Origin of the sequence: Lysobacter sp. K5869 (assembly GCF_018847975.1) — a bacterium.
GTDB lineage: Bacteria > Pseudomonadota > Gammaproteobacteria > Xanthomonadales > Xanthomonadaceae > Lysobacter.
Genome location: NZ_CP072597.1, coordinates 5,495,014 through 5,513,634 on the forward strand (window position 1 = coordinate 5,495,014; position 18,621 = coordinate 5,513,634).

Here is an 18,621-nt window from a genome sequence, read left to right on the forward strand (position 1 = left end):
CGCCGATCTTGCCTGTGCAATCCGGCCGGCGACCATCGAACCACATCCGTCGCGGTTTGGCCCGGATGGCGGGCCGTGGCGCACGGATCGAACGCGCATTGCGTCGCGATCCGCCGCCCCGCGGCGGCGGCCGGAGCGGGCGTACCCTCCCCCGGCCATGGCTGGCATTAGAAATCCCCCCGGATTCGGGGAGAAATGAACGCAAGGCATTAACGAATAACCGAGCATCCTTTCCGCGCGCCGGGCGCGCGCTCGTAGCCTGCGGACTCCAAAGCCACACGCAGACCGCCACCGTGCCTGCCGCCGCCCCGTCCGCCCTCGCGTCCGCCGCCCCCGCCCTGCTCGCCGCGCCGCTGCCGGCCGACCGGCTGGATTCGCTCGCCCGCCTCACCGACGGCCTGGACCGCGACAGCCTGTGGTGGCTGTCCGGCTACGCCGCCGGCCTCGCCCGCTCCGGCCTGACGCCCACGCCCATCGCCGCGGCCATCGCGCCGGAAGCCAAGAGCGGCGAACGCCTGAGCGTGGTCTACGGCAGCCAGACCGGCAACGCCAAGCGTCTGGCCGAACAACTGGCCGCGCAGGCCGAAGCTGCGGGCCTGAGCGTGCGCCTGCTGCGCGCCGACGCGTACCCGACCCGCGAACTCAAGACCGAGCGCCTGCTGTATCTGGTGGTCAGCACCCAGGGCGACGGCGATCCGCCGGACGACGCGCGCGGCCTGATCGAGTTCATCGCCGGCAAGCGCGCGCCCGAGCTCAAGGGCGTGCACTACGCCGTGCTCGGCCTGGGCGATTCCAGCTATCCGCAGTTCTGCGCCATCGGCGCCCAGCTCGACGCGCGCTTGGCCGAACTCGGCGCCACCCGCGCCTTCGCCCGCGGCGACGCCGACCTCGACATCGAAACCGTGTCCGGCCCGTGGCTGCAGCAAGCGCTGACCCAGGCCCGCGAAACCCTGAAGCCGGCCGCCGCGCATCTGGCCACGGTGACGCCGCTGCGCCCGATCGCGCCGGCCGCGCCGGCCTACCACCGCGACGCGCCGTTCGCGGCCGAGCTGATCGGCAACCGCCGCCTGATCGCCCGCGCCAGCAGCGCGCGCGGCGCGGTCGACGCGGACAAGGACATCCGCCACATCGAACTGTCGCTGGAAGATTCCGGCCTGCACTACCAGCCCGGCGACGCGCTCGGCCTGTGGCCGCGCAATCCGCCCGCGCTGGTGCAGGCGGTGCTGGAGACCCTGCAACTCGACGGCGAGGCCGCCGTCGCCCACGGCGGCCAGAGCCTGCCGCTGCGCCAATGGCTGGGCGAGAAGCGCGAACTGACCAAGCTCGCGCGCCCGTTCGTGGCCAGCCACGCCGCGCATGCGCGCAGCGACGAACTCAACCGCCTGCTCGCGCCCGACCAATCCGCGTCGCTGGCCGAACTGCTGGCGCGCACCCAGGTGATCGACCTGCTGCAGCGCTACGACGGCGCGTGGTCGGCCGAGGAACTGGTCGCCGCGCTGCGCCCGCTGACCCCGCGTCTGTACTCCATCGCCTCCAGCCAGAAAGCCGTGGGCGAGGAAGCGCACCTGACCGTGGCCCACGTCGAGTACGCGAACGAATCCGGCCTGCGCTGGGGCGCGGCCTCGCACCAACTCGCCAGCGCCGAGGAAGGCGAGCGTCTGCCGGTGTTCATCGAACACAACGAGCGTTTCCGCCTGCCCGCCGACGGCAGCCGCGACATCGTCATGATCGGCCCGGGCACCGGCGTCGCGCCGTTCCGCGGTTTCGTCCAGGACCGCGCCGCCGACGGCGCCTCGGGCCGCAACTGGCTGCTGTTCGGCAACCCGCATTTCCGCACCGATTTCCTCTATCAGACCGAATGGCAGGCGGCGCTGAAGTCCGGCCAGCTGCATCGCCTGGATTTGGCGTTCTCGCGCGATCAGGCGCACAAGGTCTACGTCCAGCACCGCCTGCGCGAACACGGCCGCGCGCTGTACGACTGGCTGCAGAACGGCGCGCACCTGTACGTGTGCGGCGATGCCACGCGCATGGCCAAGGACGTGCACGCCGCGCTGCTGGCGGCGATCGCCGAGCACGGCGGCCGCGGCGCGGAAGCGGCCGAGGACTACCTCAACGATCTGCAACAACAGGGCCGCTACGCCCGGGATGTCTACTGATGTACGCCGTCGCTGTCCGCTGGTCCGAACACTATTTCGTCGAACCGCGCCGCACGTCGCAGGCCGGCGATGCGTTTGTGGAGTCTACTGAGCGTCGCGGGACGTTCGGCTCTGCGCCCGCACCGCTTGCCCCGGCAGTCCGAATGGAGCGCGATCACCGCGCCGCCGCTCACGAGCGCGCCGACAAGAGCGCGTCTGCGGCGTCGCGACGCGCTCCGTTCGGCCTGCATTTCGCGGTGTTCGCCGGAGCGCCGGCATGAGCGCGCATTCGGTCGAAGACATCAAGCTCGCCAGCGCTCGCCTGCGTGGCAGCCTGCTGGAAAGCCTCGCCAACCCATTGACCGGCGCGCTCAACGAGGACGACCAGACCCTCATCAAGTACCACGGCAGCTACCAGCAGGACGACCGCGACGTGCGCGAAGAGCGCCGTCTGGCCAAGCTGGAGCCGGCCTACAGCTTCATGATCCGCACCCGCACGCCGGGCGGCGTGGTCTCGCCGGAGCAGTGGCTCAAGCTCGATTCCATCGCCACCCGCTTCGCCGAGCGCGGCCTGCGCATCACCACGCGCCAGGCGTTCCAGTACCACGGCATCATCAAGACCGAGCTCAAGTCCACCATGCAGGCGATCAACGCCGCGCTGCTGGACACTCTGGCCGCGTGCGGCGACGTCAACCGCAACGTCGCGGTGGCGGCCAATCCGCAGGTCAGCGCCAGCCACGCGGCGGTGTTCGCGCAGGCCGCGGCGCTGTCGGAACACCTGCTGCCCAAGACCCGCGCTTATTACGAAATCTGGCTCGACGAGGAGCAGGTGGCCGGCAGCGGCAGCGAGGACGAGACGATCTACGGGCAGGCCTACCTGCCGCGCAAGTTCAAGATCGGCTTCGCGATTCCGCCGTACAACGATGTGGACGTGTTCGCTCAGGATCTGGGCTACATCGCCATCATCGAAGACGGCGAGTTGCTTGGCTACAACGTCACCGTCGGCGGCGGCATGGGCGCGACCCACGGCGACCCGGAGACCTACCCGCGCGTGGCCGACGTGATCGGCTTCGTCACGCCCGATCAGGTGATTCCGGTCGGCGTGGCGGTGGTCACGGCCCAGCGCGATTTCGGCAACCGCCAGCTGCGCAAGCGCGCGCGACTCAAGTACACCATCGACGATCGCGGGCTGGACTGGTTCAAATCGGAAGTCGAACGGCGCGCCGGTTTCACTCTCCTTCCGGCGCGCCCGTTCGGCTTCCGCCACAACGGCGACCGCTTCGGCTGGGTCGACGGCGACGACGGCCGCGCGCATCTGACCCTGCGCATTCCGTCGGGCCGCATCGTCGACGGCGCGCTCGACGGCCGCGGCGAAGAGGTCACCCACCTCAGCGGCCTGCGCGAGATCGCGCAGTTGCTGGTGGAGGCCGACGGCGCCGAATTCCGCATGACGCCGAACCAGAACCTGACCATCGCCGGCGTGCCCGCGGCGCTGCGCGAACGCGTCGATGCGCTGGTCGCGCAGCACGGCCTGGACGGCTACCGCAGCGCCAGCCCGGTGCGGCGCAACGCGCTGGCCTGCGTGGCGTTGCCGACCTGCGGGCTGGCGATGGCCGAAGCCGAGCGCTATCTGCCCGATTTCGTCGACGCGGTCGAGCGATTGCTGCAACGCCACGCCATCCCCGACGCGTCGATCAACCTGCGCATCAGCGGCTGCCCGAACGGCTGCTCGCGCCCGTACCTGGGCGAAATCGCCCTGGTCGGCAAGGCGCCGGGCCGCTACAACCTGATGCTCGGCGCCGACCATCGCGGCCAGCGCCTGAACACGCTGTACCGCGAAAACATCAACGAGGCCGAAATCGCCGCCGCGCTGGACCCGCTGTTCGCGGCCTACGCCGGCCAGCGCGAGGACGGCGAAGGCTTCGGCGATTACCTCGTGCGCAGCCAGGTCGTGACCGTCCCCTATCCCACTCCCACCGGCATTCCCATCGCACTGGTTGCAGAGGCACACCCATGAGCGCTCCGACCGATCCCGTCACCGCCGCCGAATCCCCGCGCGCGCTGGCCGAACTCAACGCGTGGCTGGCGACGCAGACCGCGCAGCAGCGCGTGGCCTGGGCGCTGGAGAACACCGCCGGCGAACACGCGCTGTCGTCGAGCTTCGGCGCGCAGTCGGCGGTGTCGCTGCATCTGGTGACCCAGCAGGCGCCGCAGATTCCGGTGATCGTGGTCGACACCGGCTACCTGTTCCCGGAAACCTATCGCTTCATCGACGAACTCGGCGAGCGCCTGTCGCTGAACCTCAAGGTCTACCGCCCGCAGATCGGCGTGGCCTGGATGGAAGCGCGCTTCGGCAAGCTGTGGGAACAAGGGCTGGAAGGGATCGAACGCTACAACCGCATGCGCAAGGTCGAACCGATGCAGCGCGCGCTGGGCGAATTGGGCGTGCGCACCTGGATCGCCGGCTTGCGCCGCAGCCAATCGGGCAGCCGCGCGAATCTCGACTTCCTGCAGATCAAGGACGGCCGCTGGAAACTGCACCCGCTGGCCGACTGGAGCGACCGCGACGTGTGGCAGTACCTGCAAGCGCACGATTTGCCGTACCACCCGCTGTGGCACGACGGCTATGTGTCGATCGGCGACACCCACACCACGCGGCGCCTGGAACCCGGCATGCGCGAGGAAGACACCCGGTTCTTCGGGCTCAAGCGCGAATGCGGGCTGCATTTCGACAGTGAGCCCGTGCAGGAAAACCAAGCGGCCTGATATCGCCGTGCGGTCCGTGTAGGAGCGGCGTAAGCCGCGACCGCGGGAATACAACCACGACGGAACTAGCGCCGCGAGCGGATACCTCGCGGTCGCAGCTCACGCAGCTCCTACAGGCAGATCGCGCCGCTACGCCGCGACCGTGCAACGACGAAAACCGCCGAAGTCCCTGTAGGAGCGACGCAAGTCGCGACCGCGGGAACGCAACCACGGCGAAATCAGCGCCGCGAGCGGAAACCCCGCGGTCGCAGCTCACGCAGCTCCTACAGGCAGATCGCGCCGCTACGCCGCAACCGTGCAACGACGAAAACAGCCGAAGCCCCTGTAGGAGCGACGCAAGTCGCGACCGCGGGAACGCAACCACGGTGAAACTTGCGTCGCAAGCGGACACCCCGCGGTCGCAGCTCACGCAGCTCCTACAGGCAGATCGCGCCGCTACGCCGCAACCGTGCAACGACGAAAACAGCCGAAGCCCCTGCAGGAGCGACGCAAGTCGCGACCGCGGGAACGCAACTACGACGAAGCCAGCGCCGCGAGCGGACACCCCGCGGTCGCAGCTCGCGCAGCTCCTACAGGCAGATCGCGCCGCTACGCCCCGATCGTGCCAAGCCCTGAAAAAGAAAATCTCCCTGCCGTCGACAGGGGGATTCGTATGTTTCGCCGAACCGCGACGCGACGCTCAGGAACTGATCGACTGCGTCAGCTCCACCCACGTCGGCGCCTTCGGCCACTGCGGCTCCAGATTGCCTTCCAGCACCCGCCGCAAATCGCGGCGGTCGATCTGCGGGGCCAAGCCCTGCACCAGTTCCAGCGCGTAATCGCGCAGCACCCGCGCGCGCGGGATCACCGCCCAGGTGATGCACTCCGGCACCGCGTCGGGCGCGACCAGCGCCTTGAGGTCGTCGTCGCGCGAGGTCACCGCCATTTCCGCGAGCAGGCCGACGCCCAGGCCGGTGCGCACGTAGGTCTTGATCAGGTCGGCGTCGCGCGCGGTCATCGCCAGCTGCGGTTCGTGGCCGCCGGCGGCGAAGGCGCGGCGCAGCGAGGATTCGGGCCGGGTCGAGGATTCGTAGCTGATCAGCGGGTGCTGGGCCAGTTCGCCCAAGGTCGGCGCGCGGTCGAGCTTGGCTAGCGGATGTCCGCGCGGCACCAGCACCACGCGGCGCCAGCGGAACAGCGGCACCGCGAGGCCGCCCTCGGGCGGCGCGCCGGCGGTGCTGATCACCGCCAAGTCGGCGTTGCCGTGCGACAGGTGCGCGAGCACCTCGCCGTCGGCCGCGGCCTGCAGGTGCACGCTGACTTGCGGGAAATCGCGCTTGACCTGGGCGATCACCGGCGGCAGCACGTAGCGCGCCTGGGTGTGCGTGGTCGACAGCACCAGACGGCCGGCGTGCTGGCCGCGTTCGTTGGCGGCGTAGGCGCGGATGTTGGCCGCTTCCTCGAGGATCCGCCGCGCATGCGCGAGCACGCGTTCGCCGGCCGGCGCGATCGCCTCCAGGCTGCGGCCCTTGCGCACGAACAGCAGAAAGCCCAACTCGTCCTCCAGCTGCTTGAGCTGTTTGGACAGGCCGGGCTGGGTGGCGTGCACGCGTTCGGCGGCGAGGGTGATGTTGAGGCCGGAGTCGGCGATGGCGACCAAGTAACGCAGTTGGGTCAGGGTCATGGCGTGGCGATCCAGAATGAGAGTCGGGGCGGAATGCGGCGAACGGCGCAGCGGCGACAACAGCCGTCGCCCGCGTTGCCGCGGCAGCGGGTGTGCATCGCACGCATTCGCCAGCACCTCGATTCCACGTATTTATCGCTCTATTCGGATGAAAGGATTTATAGATTAACCATCCACCGGCCCGACTGTCCAGTGTCGGCGCCGCAACGCTACGGCTCATTACGTGACGGCATGTGCAAAGGCGGGGCCGTCATTTCCGCCGCGGCGGGGCGCGGCCGTAGGGTCGTCGCATCCTCTCCTCGCCGTCCGCCCGCCGCCGTGACCCGCGCCTCGTCTCCCTTGTTCCCGCTGTTCGCCGACCTGCGCGGCCGCACCGTGCTGGTGGTCGGCGGCGGCGCAGTGGCGCAGCGCAAGGCCGCCGCCCTGCTCGACGCCGGCGCGCGCGTGCGGCTCGGCGCGCCACGGCTGAATCCGGCTTTGGCGGCCTGGGTCGCCGAGGGGCGCATCGAACATCTGGCCGGCGAATTCGTCGCCGCTTGGCTCGACGACGCCTGGCTCGCGGTCGCCGCCACCGACGACGAAGCGGTCAACCGCGCCGTCGCCGCGGCCGGCGAAGCGCGCCGGGTGTGGGTCAACGTGGTCGACGACGTCGAAGGCTCCAGCTTCCACGTGCCGGCGCGGGTCGAACGCGGCCCGGTGCAGATCGCGATCTCCAGCGGCGGCGGCGCGCCGATGCTGGCGCGGCATCTGCGCGAACGCCTGGAAACCGAACTCGACGAATCGCTCGGCGAACTCGCGCAGCTGCTCAGCGCCGAGCGCGCGCGCATCCGCCGGCACTATCCCGATCTCGGCCAGCGCCGGCGCTTCTTCGAGCGCGTGCTGGCCGGCCCGATTCCGTCCCTGCTGCGCGAAGGCCGCCGCGACGACGCGCAGCGCGCGTTCGGCGCGGCCTTGATCGACGACAAGCCCGCCACGCCGCCCGCCGGTTCGGTGGTGTTGGTCGGCGCCGGCCCCGGCGACGCCGGATTGATGACGCTGCGCGGCCTGCGCGCGCTCAATCAGGCCGACGTGATCCTGCACGACCGCCTGGTCAGCCGCGAGGTCCTGCAGTTGGCGCGCCGCGACGCCGAGTTGATCGAAGTCGGCAAGCAAGCCGGCAATCACCACACCACGCAAGACCGCATCCACGAGCTGATGCTCGAACACGCCCGCGCCGGCAAACGCGTGGTCCGGCTCAAGGGCGGCGATCCGTTCGTGTTCGGCCGCGGCGGCGAAGAACTGGAAGTGCTGGCGCAGGCCGGCATCGCCTTCGAGGTCGTGCCCGGCATCACCGCCGCGCTGGCCTGCGCCGCGTACGCCGGCGTGCCGCTGACCCATCGCGAGCATGCGCAGTCGCTGCGTCTTGTCACCGCGCACCTCAAGGATTCGGCCGGCGACCTCGACTGGCAGGCGCTGGCGCAAGAGAAGCAAACCCTCGCGGTCTACATGGGCGTGGCCGGCCTGGATGTGTTGCGCGACAAGCTGATCGAACACGGCCGCGCCGCCAGCACGCCGTTCGCGCTGATCGAAAACGGCTCGCGCCGCGAGCAGCGCGTGGTGACCGGCACGCTGGCCGACTTGGCCGAGCGCGCGCAGGGCCATCGCGTGCAATCGCCGGCGCTGCTGATCGTCGGCGAAGTCGCCGCGCTGGCCCAGCGCCTGCATTGGTTCGGCGAGGCGCCGTTGACCGCGCTGCCCGACGCCGAAGCGACGCAAGCCGCGCTGGCCCAGGCCGCCTGATTCCAATCACCTACCCCACGCCACGGGAGCCACCTCATGTCGCTGCACGAAAGCATCCTCGACACCATCGGCGACACGCCGATCGTCAAACTGCACCGCCTCGCGCCGAAGCACGTGACGCTGTACGCCAAGGTCGAATCGTTCAATCCCGGCGGATCGGTCAAGGACCGCCTCGCTCTGGCGATCGTGCTCGACGCCGAGCAGCGCGGCCTGCTCAAGCCGGGCCAGACGATAGTGGAAGCGACTTCGGGCAACACCGGCATCGCGCTGGCGATGGTCGCCGCCGCGCGCGGTTATCCGTTCGTCGCGGTGATGACCGAAACCTTCTCGATCGAGCGGCGCAAGCTGATGCGCGCGTACGGCGCCAAGGTCATCCTCACCCCCGCCGCCGAACGCGGCACCGGCATGGTGCGCAAGGCCGCCGAACTGGCCGAGAAGCACGGCTGGTTCCTCGCCCGCCAGTTCGAAAACCCGGCCAACCCGGCCTATCACCGCAACACCACCGGCCCGGAAATCCTGCGCGACTTCGCCGGCAAGCGGCTCGATTACTTCGTGTCCGGCTGGGGCACCGGCGGCACCCTCAGCGGCGCCGGGCAGGTGCTGAAGCTGGCGCGGCCGGAGCTCAAGATCGTCGCCTCCGAACCCGCCGGCGCGTCGCTGCTGTCGGGCAAGGACTGGCAGCCGCACAAGATTCAGGGCTGGACGCCGGACTTCGTCCCGGCCGTGCTCGACCGCGCCATCGCCGACGAGATCCGTCCCATCGACGACGTCGTCGCGCGCGACACCGCGCGCCGTCTCGCCGCCGAGGAAGGCCTGTTCGTCGGCATCTCCGCCGGCGCCACCGTCGCCGCGGCGCTGGAAGTCGCGCAGGCCGCGCCGGAAGGCTCGGTGCTGCTGGCGATGCTGCCCGACACCGGCGAGCGCTATCTGTCCACGTTCTTGTTCGAAGGCGTCAACGAAGGCTCCGACGACGAATGGCTGAAGTCGCTGGAGCCGGAGGAAGTGGCCGCCTGAGACCGCCGCACACGCGGCGCAGCCGCGCGCGAACGGCCGCGCGCCTAGGACGCACCGGCGCGGACGTGCCTCCGCGCCGGGACCGGATCGAACGCCGGCTGCGCTGCGTGCTTCACCTGCTGTAGGGCTGTATCGGCGATTCGCCGGCTGGTTTGCGAATCGCTTGCGTCGAGGTCGTTGGTTGCGACCGTTTCGCTCAGGTTGATGGTTCGATCCGTTTTCACCCGCTGCGCGCCATCGGCAAATCGCGCGCAACGGCGTTTCACCCGGGCACCCGTAGGGCGGGGCCCGCGGCGCAAGAAGCCGGGGAAGGCGGTGGCGACCGTTTCCGGCCGAAGGCGTCGCGGGCTTCGCCCTACACTTTTGTGGGGCCCGCATCGACGCGGCTACGGACGCTCCCTGTAGGAGCGGCGCGAGCCGCGACCGCGACACTACGACTACGACGCTGCCTCCGCCGCGAGCGGAGACTCCGCGGTCGCGACTCGCGTCGCTCCTACAGGGAGCTACCGCGACGACGTCCAGGCCGGGCGCCGCATTCAGGCCCTGAGGTTGCGATCCGAGCCCGGACGGCTACCCTGTGCGCCGGCGGCCTTCGCCGCATGGAGCCTGCATGACCCAGCCGCACCCCTCCGACCGCGACGCCGCGCGCCTGGCCTGGGCCCGCGCCGCGACCGGCGACGACCGCCTCGAACTGGTCCGCGCCTCCTTCGATGCCGGCTTCCGCAGCTACTGGCGCGGCCGCGTCCACGCCGGCGCGCGCTTGCCCGAGGGCGACGCCATCGTCATGGACTCGCCGCCGGAGCTGGAAGACCCGCGCCCCTGGCTGCGCCTGCGCGAAGTGCTGGAGGCCGGCGGCGTGCGCGTGCCGCGCGTGTTCCAGGCCGATCCCGAACCAGGCTTCCTGCTGCTCGAAGACCTCGGCCGCGAGACCGTCCTGCAAGCGGTCGAAGCCGGCCATGCCGAGGCCGACGCGATGTTCGACGCCGCCTTCGATCAACTGCTGAAGATTCAGGCGCTGCCCTGCCCCGACGATCTGCAGCCTTACGACGAAGCCTTCCTGACCCGCGAGCTGCGCCTGTTCGACGAGTGGTTCCTCGGCCGCCACCTGGGCGTAAGCCTGGACTGCGGCGATCTGGAGCGGCTCGATCTGGCCTACCGCCGCATCCTCGACAACGTGCTGGCGCAGCGGCAGGTGTTCATCCACCGCGATTTCATGCCGCGCAATCTGATGCCGACCGCCGACGGCCTGGCGGTGATCGATTTCCAGGGCGCGCTGCGCGGCCCGATCGCCTACGACCCGATCAGCCTATTCCGCGACGCGTTCGTGAGCTGGCCCGAGGAGCGCGTCGAAGCGTGGCTGGCGCGCTACCACGCGCGCGCCGTCGCCGCCGGCATTCCCCTGCCCGATTACGCGCGCTTCCGCCGCGACGCCGATTTCGCCGGCCTGCAGCGCCACATCAAGATCCTCGGCCTGTTCGCGCGGCTCAATCATCGCGACGGCAAGCCCAAGTACCTCGCCGACGCGCCGCGCTTCCTGCGCTATCTCGATCTGGTGCTGCCGCGCTATCCCGAACTGCAGCCGCTCAGCGACATCGTCGAACGCTACGTGCGCCCGGCGCTGGCCGCCGACGCGCAGGCTTCGGCATGAAGGCGCTGATCTTCGCCGCCGGCCTGGGCGAGCGCATGCGCCCGTTGACCCTGCACACGCCCAAGCCGCTGCTGCCGGTCGGCGGCGCGCCGCTGATCGAATGGCATCTGCAAAAGCTCGCCGCGCTCGGCGTCGATGAGGTCGTGGTCAACACCTCGTGGCTGGCCGACCGCTTCCCCGCCGCGCTCGGCGACGGCGCGCGCTGGGGACTGCGCCTGCGCTATTCCTACGAAGGCGCCGCACCGCTGGAAACCGGCGGCGGCATGCTCAACGCGCTCAAGCTGCTGCAAGAAGACGCCGACCCGCACGCGCCGTTCCTCGTCGCCAACGGCGATATCTGGACCGACTACGACTTCGCCCGGCTGCCGCGCGAAGTCGACGGCGACGCGCATCTGCTGCTGGTCGACAACCCGCCGCAACATCCGCGCGGCGACTTCCAACTCGGCGCCGACGGCCGCGTCGCCAACGAGGGCGAACGCAAGCTCACCTACGCCGGCATCGGCGTGTACCGCGCATCCCTGTTCGACGATTGGCGCGACGCGCTCGGCGACGCCGCCGGCACCGAACTCGATCCGCCGCGCTTCAGCATCGTCCCGCTGCTGCGCCGCGCCGCGGATCGCGGCCGCCTGCGCGGCTCGCACCACGACGGCCGCTGGACCGACGTCGGCACGCCCGAGCGGCTGCGCGAGCTCGACGCGACGTTCGTCGCCGACTGACGGACGCCGCGGCACTGGCGCCGGCCGCGGCGCGCGACTAGCATCCGCGCCGACGCTTATGACCGACCGACACAAGAAACTCAGCAAGTTCCTCAGCCTCATCCTTCGCCACGAACCGCAGGCCATCGGCCTGACCCTCGACGCCCAAGGCTGGGCCGACGTGGACGAATTCATCGCCAAGGCCGGCGCGCACGGCAGGCTCTACAGCCGCACCCTGATCGAAGAGATCGTGCGCGACAACGACAAGCAGCGCTTCAAGCTCAGCGACGACAAGCGCCGCATCCGCGCCAACCAAGGCCATTCCATCGACATCGATCTGGCGCTGACGCCGGTCGAGCCGCCGGCCACGCTCTATCACGGCACCGCGACCCGCTTCGCCGCGTCGATCCGGCGCACGGGCCTGGAAAAGCGCAGCCGCCAGCACGTGCACCTGTCGCTCGACCGCGATACGGCGGTCAAGGTCGGCAGCCGCCACGGCACGCCGCTGGTCCTGCACATCCGCGCCGGCGACATGCACGCGCAAGGCATCGCCTTCTATCGCGCCGACAACGGCGTGTGGCTCACCGACGCGGTCGCGGCGGAATTCATCGACTGGCCGGCGCAGGGTTGAGGCGATGAAGCTGCGCGCGATCCGGGCCGACCTCACCACGCTGGCGCTGGACGCGATCGTCAACGCGGCCAATTCCTCGCTGCTCGGCGGCGGCGGCGTGGACGGCGCGATCCACCGCGCCGCGGGGCCGGGCTTGGTGGCCGAATGCCGCTTGCTCGGCGGCTGCAAGACCGGCGAAGCCAAGCTCACCGGCGGCCATCGGCTGCCGGCCAAGCACGTCATCCACACCGTCGGGCCGGTCTGGCGCGGCGGCGAACATGGCGAGCCGGAGCGGTTGGCGGCGTGTTACCGCAACAGCCTGCGCATCGCCGCCGAGCGCGGCTTCGCCGCCATCGCGTTCCCGTGCATCAGCACCGGCATCTTCGGCTATCCGGCGCAGGCGGCGGCGCGCATCGCGGTGGCGACGGTGCGCGCGCATTCCGCGCCGGCGCCGGCCGAGGTGGTGTTCTGTTGCTTCGGCGAGGCGGATCTGGCGATCTATCGCGCACTGCTCGAACCCGACGGCTGATACCTCCTCATGTCCGACCACCGCTTTCCCGATTCCGAACGCGCCGGCGTGTACCGCGCGATCTTCGAACGCCGCGACGTGCGCTCGCAATTCCTGCCCGATCCGATTCCCGCACCGGTGCTGGCGCGGCTGCTGCGCGCGGCCCATCACGCGCCGTCGGTGGGCTTCATGCAGCCCTGGGATTTCGTGGTGATCGACGACCCGGCGGTGAAGCGGCGGGTCAAGGCGCTGCACGAAAACGCGAATGCGCAGGCCGCCTCGCTGTACGCCGACGAGCGCGCGGCGCTGTACCGCAAGCTCAAGCTCGAAGGCATCGTCGACAGCCCGGTCAACCTGTGCATCGCCTGCGACCGCGAACGCGGCGGGCCGCATGTGCTGGGCCGCAACACCATGCTCGACGCGGATTTGTTCAGCACCTGCCTCGCCGTGCAGAACCTGTGGCTGGCCGCGCGCGCCGAGGGCATCGGCGTGGGCTGGGTCAGCATTCTCGAACCGGCCGATCTGGCCCGCGTCCTCGGCTTGCCCGAGCGGGTGCAGCCGGTGGCGTATCTGTGTCTGGGCTACGTCAGCGAGTTCCTGCCGAAGCCGGAACTGGAAACCCGCGGCTGGCGCGAACGCCTGCCGTTGCCGACGCTGGTGCACGGCAACGGCTGGGGCGAGGCGGTCGCGGATGAGGCGTTGGCGCAGGCGCTGGCGGAAATCGGCGGGGCCGGCGCGCGGGATTGATCGCACGCGTTCGCGTGGGTGAAATCGTTTGAGCGAGAGGCGGCGGCTCTACGCGGGCCGGCTGGCACGCGCGCATCGTTATGTACGAGAGAACTCACGCGGGCTCGTGCGTGCGCAGGCTCGTGCGTGCGCAGGCTCGTGCGTGCGCGGGCTCGTGCGTGCGCGGGCTCGTGCGTGCGCGGGCTCGTGCGTGCGCGGGCTCGTGCGTGCGCGGGCTCGTGCGTGCGCGGGCTCGTGCGTGCGCGGGCTCGTGCGTGCGCGGGCTCGTGCGTGCGCGCCTGCCTGCGGCGGCGCGCGACGCCGCCCTATTCGTCGTCGATCGTCCGCTTGAGGAACGGAACCGTGATCCGCCGCTGCGCCGCCAGCGAGGCGCGGTCGAGCTTGTCGAGCAACTGGGTCAGCCCGCCCAGGTCGCGGTCCATGCGCTTGAGCATCCACTCCAGCGCCGCCTCTTCCAGCGCCAGCCCGCGCCGCTGCGCGCGCTGGCGCAGCACCTGGGCGCGGCCGTCGTCGTCGAGCGGGGTCAGCACGATGCGCGTGCACTGCGACAGGCGCGAGCGCAGGTCGGGCAAGGTCAGCTTGAGTTCGTCGGGGTTCTCGCGCGCGGCGTAGATCACCGCGATGCCGGCCTGACGCGCGCGGTTGTGGGTGTCGAACAGCGCGATCTCGTCCTCGCGGCGGCCGGCGATCGCTTCGATGCCGTCCAGCGCCAGCAGGTCGTTGTTGGTTTCCAGCGATTGCAGCGCTTCGCGCAAGCGGCCCACCGCCGCGCTCAGCGGCACGTAGGCGGCGCGGCGGCCGCTGAGGTCGGCCTGCGCGCACGCGGCCAACAGCAGATGGGTCTTACCGACGCCGGCCGGGCCGACCAGATAGACCCAGTCGGCCTGGGTCGGATCGCGGTAACCGGCGGTTTCTTCGTTGTGGCTGGACAGGGAACGCAACTGCGCGATCGCGCCCTCGGGCGCGTTCACATACGTTTCCAAACGCTGGTCCGGCGAATGACGCAGGGCCAGCGGCAACTGCGGAATGCTCACTGCTTGCTCTCGCGCTCCGCTGCGTCGTCGGCGGCCGGTTCGGCCAGCGCGACGGGTTGATCGCCCGCGTACAGGCGGCTATGGGTGTAACGCTCCTGGGCGTAGCGCAGCAGCACGTTGACCACCGCCGCCACCGGCAGCGCCAGCAGCATGCCCAGGAAGCCGAACAATTGGCCGCCGGCGAGCACGGCGAAGATCACCGCCACCGGATGCAGGCCGATGCGGTCGCCGACCAGCTTCGGGGTCAGCCAGTAGCTTTCCACCACCTGGCCCACGCCGAACACGATCAGCACGCCGAGCACGTGCTTCCAGTCGCCGTACTGCACCAGCGCGGCGACCACGCCGAGGATGATGCCGCTGGCCGGGCCGAGGTAAGGCACGAAGGTCAGCAGGCCGGCGATGATGCCGATCAGGATGCCCAGATCCAGGCCGACCGCCCACAGGCCGACGCCGTACATCACGCCCAGCGCCAGCATCACCAGGAACTGGCCGCGCAGGAACGCGCCGAGCACGTCGTTGGATTCGCGCGCCAGCCGGCCGACGGTGTCGAGGTAAGCGCGCGGAATCAACGAGGCGACGCGCTCGACCAGCTTGTCCCAGTCGCGCAGGAAGAAGAAGGTCAGCACCGGCAGCAGGGCGATGTTGGCGACCATCGCGATCAGGGCGAAGCCCGAGCGCGACAGATAGCCGAGCAAGGTGGTGGCGATGCCGCCGGCGCGCTCCCAGTTGCTGCGCACCAGTTCGATCATGTGGTTGAGGTCGAGCCAGACGCTGATCTGGAAGCCGGTGCGCTGCTCCAGCCACGGAATCGCGGTGTCGGTGAACCAGGCGCGGTAGGTCGGCAGCGACACGATCAGGGTGGTGATCTGGCGCTCGATCAGCGGCACCAGGATCAGCAGCACCAGCACCACCAGCAGCGCCATCAGGGTGAACACCAAGGTCACCGAGGTGTTGCGCGAGCGGCCGGTGCGTTCGATCCGGTCGACCAGCGGATCGCCGAGCCAGCCGAGCATGGCGGCGACCACGAACGGGGTCAGCACCGGCGCCAACACCCACAGCAGCCAGCAGGCGCCCAGGCCGAGCGCCGTCCATTGCAGACGGCGCAGGAACAGGGCGATCTCTTCCAACGGAGCGCGTTCGATCATGCGGGCGTCGGCTCAGTGCAGTTGGAACACGGGCGGCTGGCCCTCGAGGCCTTCCAGGCCCACCAGGGTGTCGCCGGCGTCGGTCATGCGCTTGAAGCCGGGCAGGCCGGACAGCAGGTCGAGGTCGAATTCGACGCTTTCGGGGGTGGCGCGGATCGGCACGATCTTGCGCACCACGGCCAGGCCTTGCAGGTAGCCGGCCAGGCGGATGTAGTCGTCGGCGCTGCGCACGCCGGTGAAGACGACGCGGTAGGTGCCCGGGGTGCCGGACACGCTGCGCTTGGCGTAGCGCTTCATCAGCGCGTCGGCGGCGCCGTCGGCGCCGCCGGCCATGACCTTGCGCGCGTCCACGTCGGTGGTGTTCCAGCTGTTGAGCACCTTGCCGCCGTCGACGAAGGACCAGTCGCCCTTCCAGCCGCCGGTCTTGACCCGGTAGAGCTTGCCGATCAGCTGCATCGGCGGGCTGTAGCGGGCCGAGGCGCGCGCCACCGCGGCGGCGTCGCCGCGCCAGATCGCGCCGACCGAGGCCTGTTCGGCGGCGCTGCCGCTGGGCAGGCCGAGGCGGTAGCCGCGTTCGACCGCGCGGTTGAGCGCGGCGCGCGCGGCGTTGGCCTGGCCGAGGCCGACCAGGCGCGGGCCGCTGCCGTCGTCGATCGCCAGCCACAGCACCGGCTTGGGCCGCGGCTGCGGCCAGATCGGCAGGCCCAGGGTCGCGGCGAGGTTCTCGACCTTCTCCTGGTCGAAATTGACCACCAAGGTGGTCTGGAAGGTCGGCGCGCCGGTGACCTGGGACACGCCCTCGTCCTGGCGGTAGTCGTAGCCGGTGGCGTAGTCCTTGGCCCGGCGCAGCTCCTGGCCGACGCCGGGGCGGCTGGCCGCGGCGCGGTCGCCGGACATCTTGCTGAGCACCTGCGCCAGCGCCCGCGCCATCGCGCCGTTGCGCTCGTTCTCGCTCTGGCCGCCGACCGGCACTTCGGCCGAATACGCGCCCTCGGCCTGGGCGCGGTCGCCCTCCACCCGCTGCGCGCTCGCGGCGAAACTCGCCAGCAGCGCCGCGGCCATCGCCCAAGTCCGGATTGCCTTACCCATCGACCCGCCCATCGCTGTCCCTATCTGTCCGTGGAGCGGGCGTCCCGCCCGCGTTGCGAGCCGCGTGGCCCGGCCCGTGCGGCCGTCCGCCGGCCTGGGGCCGACAGCGGCGTTCAAGGTCCGAAATGGTGCCGTAGGCGGGGCGGGGAGTCCATTCGGAGGCTGAATGAGGGGGAGCGGGCGGATAAGCGGGCAGATAGCGGATAGGAGTTAGAAGATAGCGAAAGGCCCGGCCGGCTTGGCTTTCGCTATCTTCTAGCTCCTATCCGCTAACGCCTGGCCCGCCCCGGCCTGCTAAAATCGCCGGCTTCCCTCCGCGACCACCCCGGGGCCGCCGTGACCGCATCCTCCTCCGACACCTCCCCCAAGCCGCTGACCTACCGCGACGCGGGCGTCGACATCGACGCCGGCAACGAGGTCGTCGAACGCATCAAGCCGCTGGTCAAGCGCAGCTTCCGCCCCGAGGTGATGGGCGGGCTGGGCGGCTTCGGCGCCCTGTTCGACCTGTCGGGCAAGTACCGCGAGCCGGTGCTGGTCTCCGGCACCGACGGCGTCGGCACCAAGCTCAAGCTGGCCCAGCAGCTGGGCCGCCACGACACCATCGGCATCGACCTGGTCGGCATGTGCGTCAACGACGTGCTGGTGCAGGGCGCCGAGCCGCTGTTCTTCCTGGACTACTTCGCCACCGGCAAGCTCGACGTCGACACCACGGTCGCCGTGGTCGGCGGCATCGCCCGCGGCTGCGAACTCGCGGGCTGCGCGCTGATCGGCGGCGAGACCGCCGAGATGCCCGACATGTACCCGCCGGGCGAATACGATCTGGCCGGCTTCACCGTCGGCGCGGTCGAGAAGTCGCAGTTGCTCGACGGCGCGCGCGTGCGCCGCGGCGACGTGCTGATCGGCATCGCCTCCAGCGGCCCGCACTCCAACGGCTATTCGCTGATCCGCCGGATCTTCGACCGCGCCGGCCGTCCGGGCGACGTCGCCGTCGGCGGCGTGCGCCTGATCGACGCGCTGATGGAGCCGACCGCGCTGTACGTCAAGCCGGTGCTGGAACTGCTGCGCGCCAACGGCGGCGAGCATTCGATCCACGCCATGGCCCACGTCACCGGCGGCGGCCTGACCGAGAACATCATCCGCGTGATCCCCGAAGGCCTCGGCCTGGACATCCGCACCGCCACCTGGACCCTGCCGCCGGTGTTCGACTGGCTGCAGCGCGAAGGCGCGGTGCCGCGCGAGGAAATGTGGCGCACCTTCAACTGCGGCATCGGCTTCGTGCTGGTGGTGCCGGACGAAGCCGCGGCGGCGACCGAGGCCGACCTGACCCGCCTGGGTCTGGCGCATTGGCGCATCGGCGAAGTGGTCGGGCACAGCGGCGGCGAGCGCGTGCATATCGGTTGATCGCGGCGTTTCGCGATCGATCAGAGAACGGCGGGCTTCGGCTCGCCGTTTTTCGTTTAGCGGCGCGGCTACGGCTACGGCTGCGATTAGCGGCTGCGATTAGCGGTTGCTGTTGCGGTTGCGGTTGCGGTTGCGACGATGGTTGCGAACGGCGCCGCCGCACCACCCCGTCATTCCGGCGAAAGCCGGAATCCATTTTGATTTTGCTGTCGCCGTTGTCGGCGAGCGCTTTCGCGTTCGCGTTTTTGTACGGGGAGTTGCCGGGCTCCGGGGAGCGGCGGCGGGGCGGCGTCGCTTCGGTTGGTCGCAGCTCACGCAGCTCCTACAGGGGCTGCGGAAAGTTTCGTCTCCGACGGTAGGAGCTGCGCAAGGTGCGACCGCGCCAAC

At 70.4% G+C, this 18,621-nt stretch carries 16 protein-coding genes; 12 read left to right on the forward strand and 4 right to left on the reverse strand.

What is annotated here, in order from left to right; all coding sequences use genetic code 11:
• Window positions 1-293 precede the first annotated feature (293 nt).
• From J5226_RS23325 to J5226_RS23340, 4 genes are read left to right on the forward strand one after another with little or no spacing between them, the layout of a single operon-like run.
• On the forward strand, window positions 294-2,156 hold the full coding sequence (locus tag J5226_RS23325; RefSeq protein ID WP_255322910.1) for an assimilatory sulfite reductase (NADPH) flavoprotein subunit: 1,863 nt from the start codon (window positions 294-296) through the stop codon (window positions 2,154-2,156).
• On the forward strand, window positions 2,156-2,416 hold the full coding sequence (locus J5226_RS23330; protein ID WP_215837338.1) for a hypothetical protein: 261 nt from the start codon (window positions 2,156-2,158) through the stop codon (window positions 2,414-2,416). Before J5226_RS23325 ends, J5226_RS23330 begins: the two co-directional genes overlap by 1 nt.
• Window positions 2,413-4,152, forward strand: coding sequence for an assimilatory sulfite reductase (NADPH) hemoprotein subunit (gene cysI, locus J5226_RS23335; RefSeq protein ID WP_215837339.1), 1,740 nt, complete (start codon window positions 2,413-2,415; stop codon window positions 4,150-4,152). The genes J5226_RS23330 and cysI overlap by 4 nt, the downstream gene beginning before the upstream one ends.
• A complete protein-coding gene (locus J5226_RS23340; protein ID WP_215837340.1) occupies window positions 4,149-4,901 on the forward strand; it encodes a phosphoadenylyl-sulfate reductase in 753 nt (250 codons plus the stop codon). Before cysI ends, J5226_RS23340 begins: the two co-directional genes overlap by 4 nt.
• 679 nt (window positions 4,902-5,580) lie before the next feature.
• Here the strand turns inward: J5226_RS23340 and J5226_RS23345 are convergent.
• Window positions 5,581-6,564, reverse strand: a complete 984-nt coding sequence (locus J5226_RS23345; protein WP_215837341.1) for a LysR family transcriptional regulator — start codon at window positions 6,562-6,564, stop codon at window positions 5,581-5,583.
• A gap of 318 nt (window positions 6,565-6,882) precedes the next feature.
• On the opposite strand from J5226_RS23345, the gene cysG reads away from it, so the two are divergent.
• The 7 genes from cysG (at window position 6,883) to bluB (ending at window position 13,565) form a co-directional block, all read left to right on the forward strand.
• Window positions 6,883-8,343, forward strand: a complete 1,461-nt coding sequence (gene cysG, locus J5226_RS23350) for a siroheme synthase CysG (protein ID WP_255322911.1) — start codon at window positions 6,883-6,885, stop codon at window positions 8,341-8,343.
• A 36-nt stretch (window positions 8,344-8,379) separates the two neighbouring features.
• Complete coding sequence (gene cysK / locus J5226_RS23355; protein ID WP_215837342.1) at window positions 8,380-9,357, forward strand: cysteine synthase A; 978 nt, start codon at window positions 8,380-8,382, stop codon at window positions 9,355-9,357.
• A gap of 610 nt (window positions 9,358-9,967) precedes the next feature.
• Window positions 9,968-11,005: a phosphotransferase gene (locus tag J5226_RS23360; RefSeq protein WP_215837343.1), complete on the forward strand. Its 1,038-nt coding sequence runs from the start codon at window positions 9,968-9,970 to the stop codon at window positions 11,003-11,005.
• The gene (gene murU, locus J5226_RS23365; protein WP_215837344.1) at window positions 11,002-11,721 is read left to right on the forward strand and encodes an N-acetylmuramate alpha-1-phosphate uridylyltransferase MurU; all 720 of its coding nucleotides are present in this window, start codon (window positions 11,002-11,004) and stop codon (window positions 11,719-11,721) included. The genes J5226_RS23360 and murU overlap by 4 nt, the downstream gene beginning before the upstream one ends.
• A 58-nt stretch (window positions 11,722-11,779) precedes the next feature.
• Window positions 11,780-12,331: an RNA 2'-phosphotransferase gene (locus tag J5226_RS23370; RefSeq protein ID WP_215837345.1), complete on the forward strand. Its 552-nt coding sequence runs from the start codon at window positions 11,780-11,782 to the stop codon at window positions 12,329-12,331.
• 4 nt (window positions 12,332-12,335) lie between these two features.
• Window positions 12,336-12,839 (forward strand): O-acetyl-ADP-ribose deacetylase, encoded by a 504-nt coding sequence (locus tag J5226_RS23375; protein ID WP_215837346.1) that lies wholly within the window; start codon window positions 12,336-12,338, stop codon window positions 12,837-12,839.
• Between the two features lie 9 nt (window positions 12,840-12,848).
• Window positions 12,849-13,565, forward strand: coding sequence for a 5,6-dimethylbenzimidazole synthase (gene bluB / locus J5226_RS23380; protein ID WP_215837347.1), 717 nt, complete (start codon window positions 12,849-12,851; stop codon window positions 13,563-13,565).
• Between the two features lie 305 nt (window positions 13,566-13,870).
• Here bluB and hda read toward each other — a convergent pair whose 3' ends face one another.
• From hda to J5226_RS23395, 3 genes are read right to left on the reverse strand one after another with little or no spacing between them, the layout of a single operon-like run.
• On the reverse strand, window positions 13,871-14,599 hold the full coding sequence (gene hda / locus J5226_RS23385; protein WP_215837348.1) for a DnaA regulatory inactivator Hda: 729 nt from the start codon (window positions 14,597-14,599) through the stop codon (window positions 13,871-13,873).
• Window positions 14,596-15,744: an AI-2E family transporter gene (locus J5226_RS23390; RefSeq protein WP_215837349.1), complete on the reverse strand. Its 1,149-nt coding sequence runs from the start codon at window positions 15,742-15,744 to the stop codon at window positions 14,596-14,598. The genes hda and J5226_RS23390 overlap by 4 nt, the downstream gene beginning before the upstream one ends.
• Window positions 15,745-15,756: 12 nt before the next feature.
• Window positions 15,757-16,845, reverse strand: a complete 1,089-nt coding sequence (locus tag J5226_RS23395) for a DUF2066 domain-containing protein (protein ID WP_215837350.1) — start codon at window positions 16,843-16,845, stop codon at window positions 15,757-15,759.
• 324 nt (window positions 16,846-17,169) lie between these two features.
• Here J5226_RS23395 and purM point away from each other — a divergent pair, with 324 nt between their 5' ends.
• On the forward strand, window positions 17,170-18,234 hold the full coding sequence (gene purM, locus J5226_RS23400) for a phosphoribosylformylglycinamidine cyclo-ligase (RefSeq protein WP_255322912.1): 1,065 nt from the start codon (window positions 17,170-17,172) through the stop codon (window positions 18,232-18,234).
• The last annotated feature ends 387 nt before the right edge of the window (window positions 18,235-18,621 follow it).

What these genes read in the sequence shown, in the direction of transcription:
- cysI (WP_215837339.1), top strand. Translation starts at nt 2,413, where the DNA reads ATGAGCGCGCATTCGGTCGAAGACATCAAGCTCGCCAGCGCTCGCCTG.
- J5226_RS23370 (WP_215837345.1), top strand. Translation starts at nt 11,780, where the DNA reads ATGACCGACCGACACAAGAAACTCAGCAAGTTCCTCAGCCTCATCCTT.
- bluB (WP_215837347.1), top strand. Translation starts at nt 12,849, where the DNA reads ATGTCCGACCACCGCTTTCCCGATTCCGAACGCGCCGGCGTGTACCGC.
- J5226_RS23375 (WP_215837346.1), top strand. Translation starts at nt 12,336, where the DNA reads ATGAAGCTGCGCGCGATCCGGGCCGACCTCACCACGCTGGCGCTGGAC.
- J5226_RS23390 (WP_215837349.1), bottom strand. Translation starts at nt 15,744, where the DNA reads ATGATCGAACGCGCTCCGTTGGAAGAGATCGCCCTGTTCCTGCGCCGT.
- J5226_RS23340 (WP_215837340.1), top strand. Translation starts at nt 4,149, where the DNA reads ATGAGCGCTCCGACCGATCCCGTCACCGCCGCCGAATCCCCGCGCGCG.
- murU (WP_215837344.1), top strand. Translation starts at nt 11,002, where the DNA reads ATGAAGGCGCTGATCTTCGCCGCCGGCCTGGGCGAGCGCATGCGCCCG.
- J5226_RS23360 (WP_215837343.1), top strand. Translation starts at nt 9,968, where the DNA reads ATGACCCAGCCGCACCCCTCCGACCGCGACGCCGCGCGCCTGGCCTGG.
- J5226_RS23345 (WP_215837341.1), bottom strand. Translation starts at nt 6,564, where the DNA reads ATGACCCTGACCCAACTGCGTTACTTGGTCGCCATCGCCGACTCCGGC.
- cysK (WP_215837342.1), top strand. Translation starts at nt 8,380, where the DNA reads ATGTCGCTGCACGAAAGCATCCTCGACACCATCGGCGACACGCCGATC.
- J5226_RS23330 (WP_215837338.1), top strand. Translation starts at nt 2,156, where the DNA reads ATGTACGCCGTCGCTGTCCGCTGGTCCGAACACTATTTCGTCGAACCG.
- J5226_RS23395 (WP_215837350.1), bottom strand. Translation starts at nt 16,845, where the DNA reads ATGGGCGGGTCGATGGGTAAGGCAATCCGGACTTGGGCGATGGCCGCG.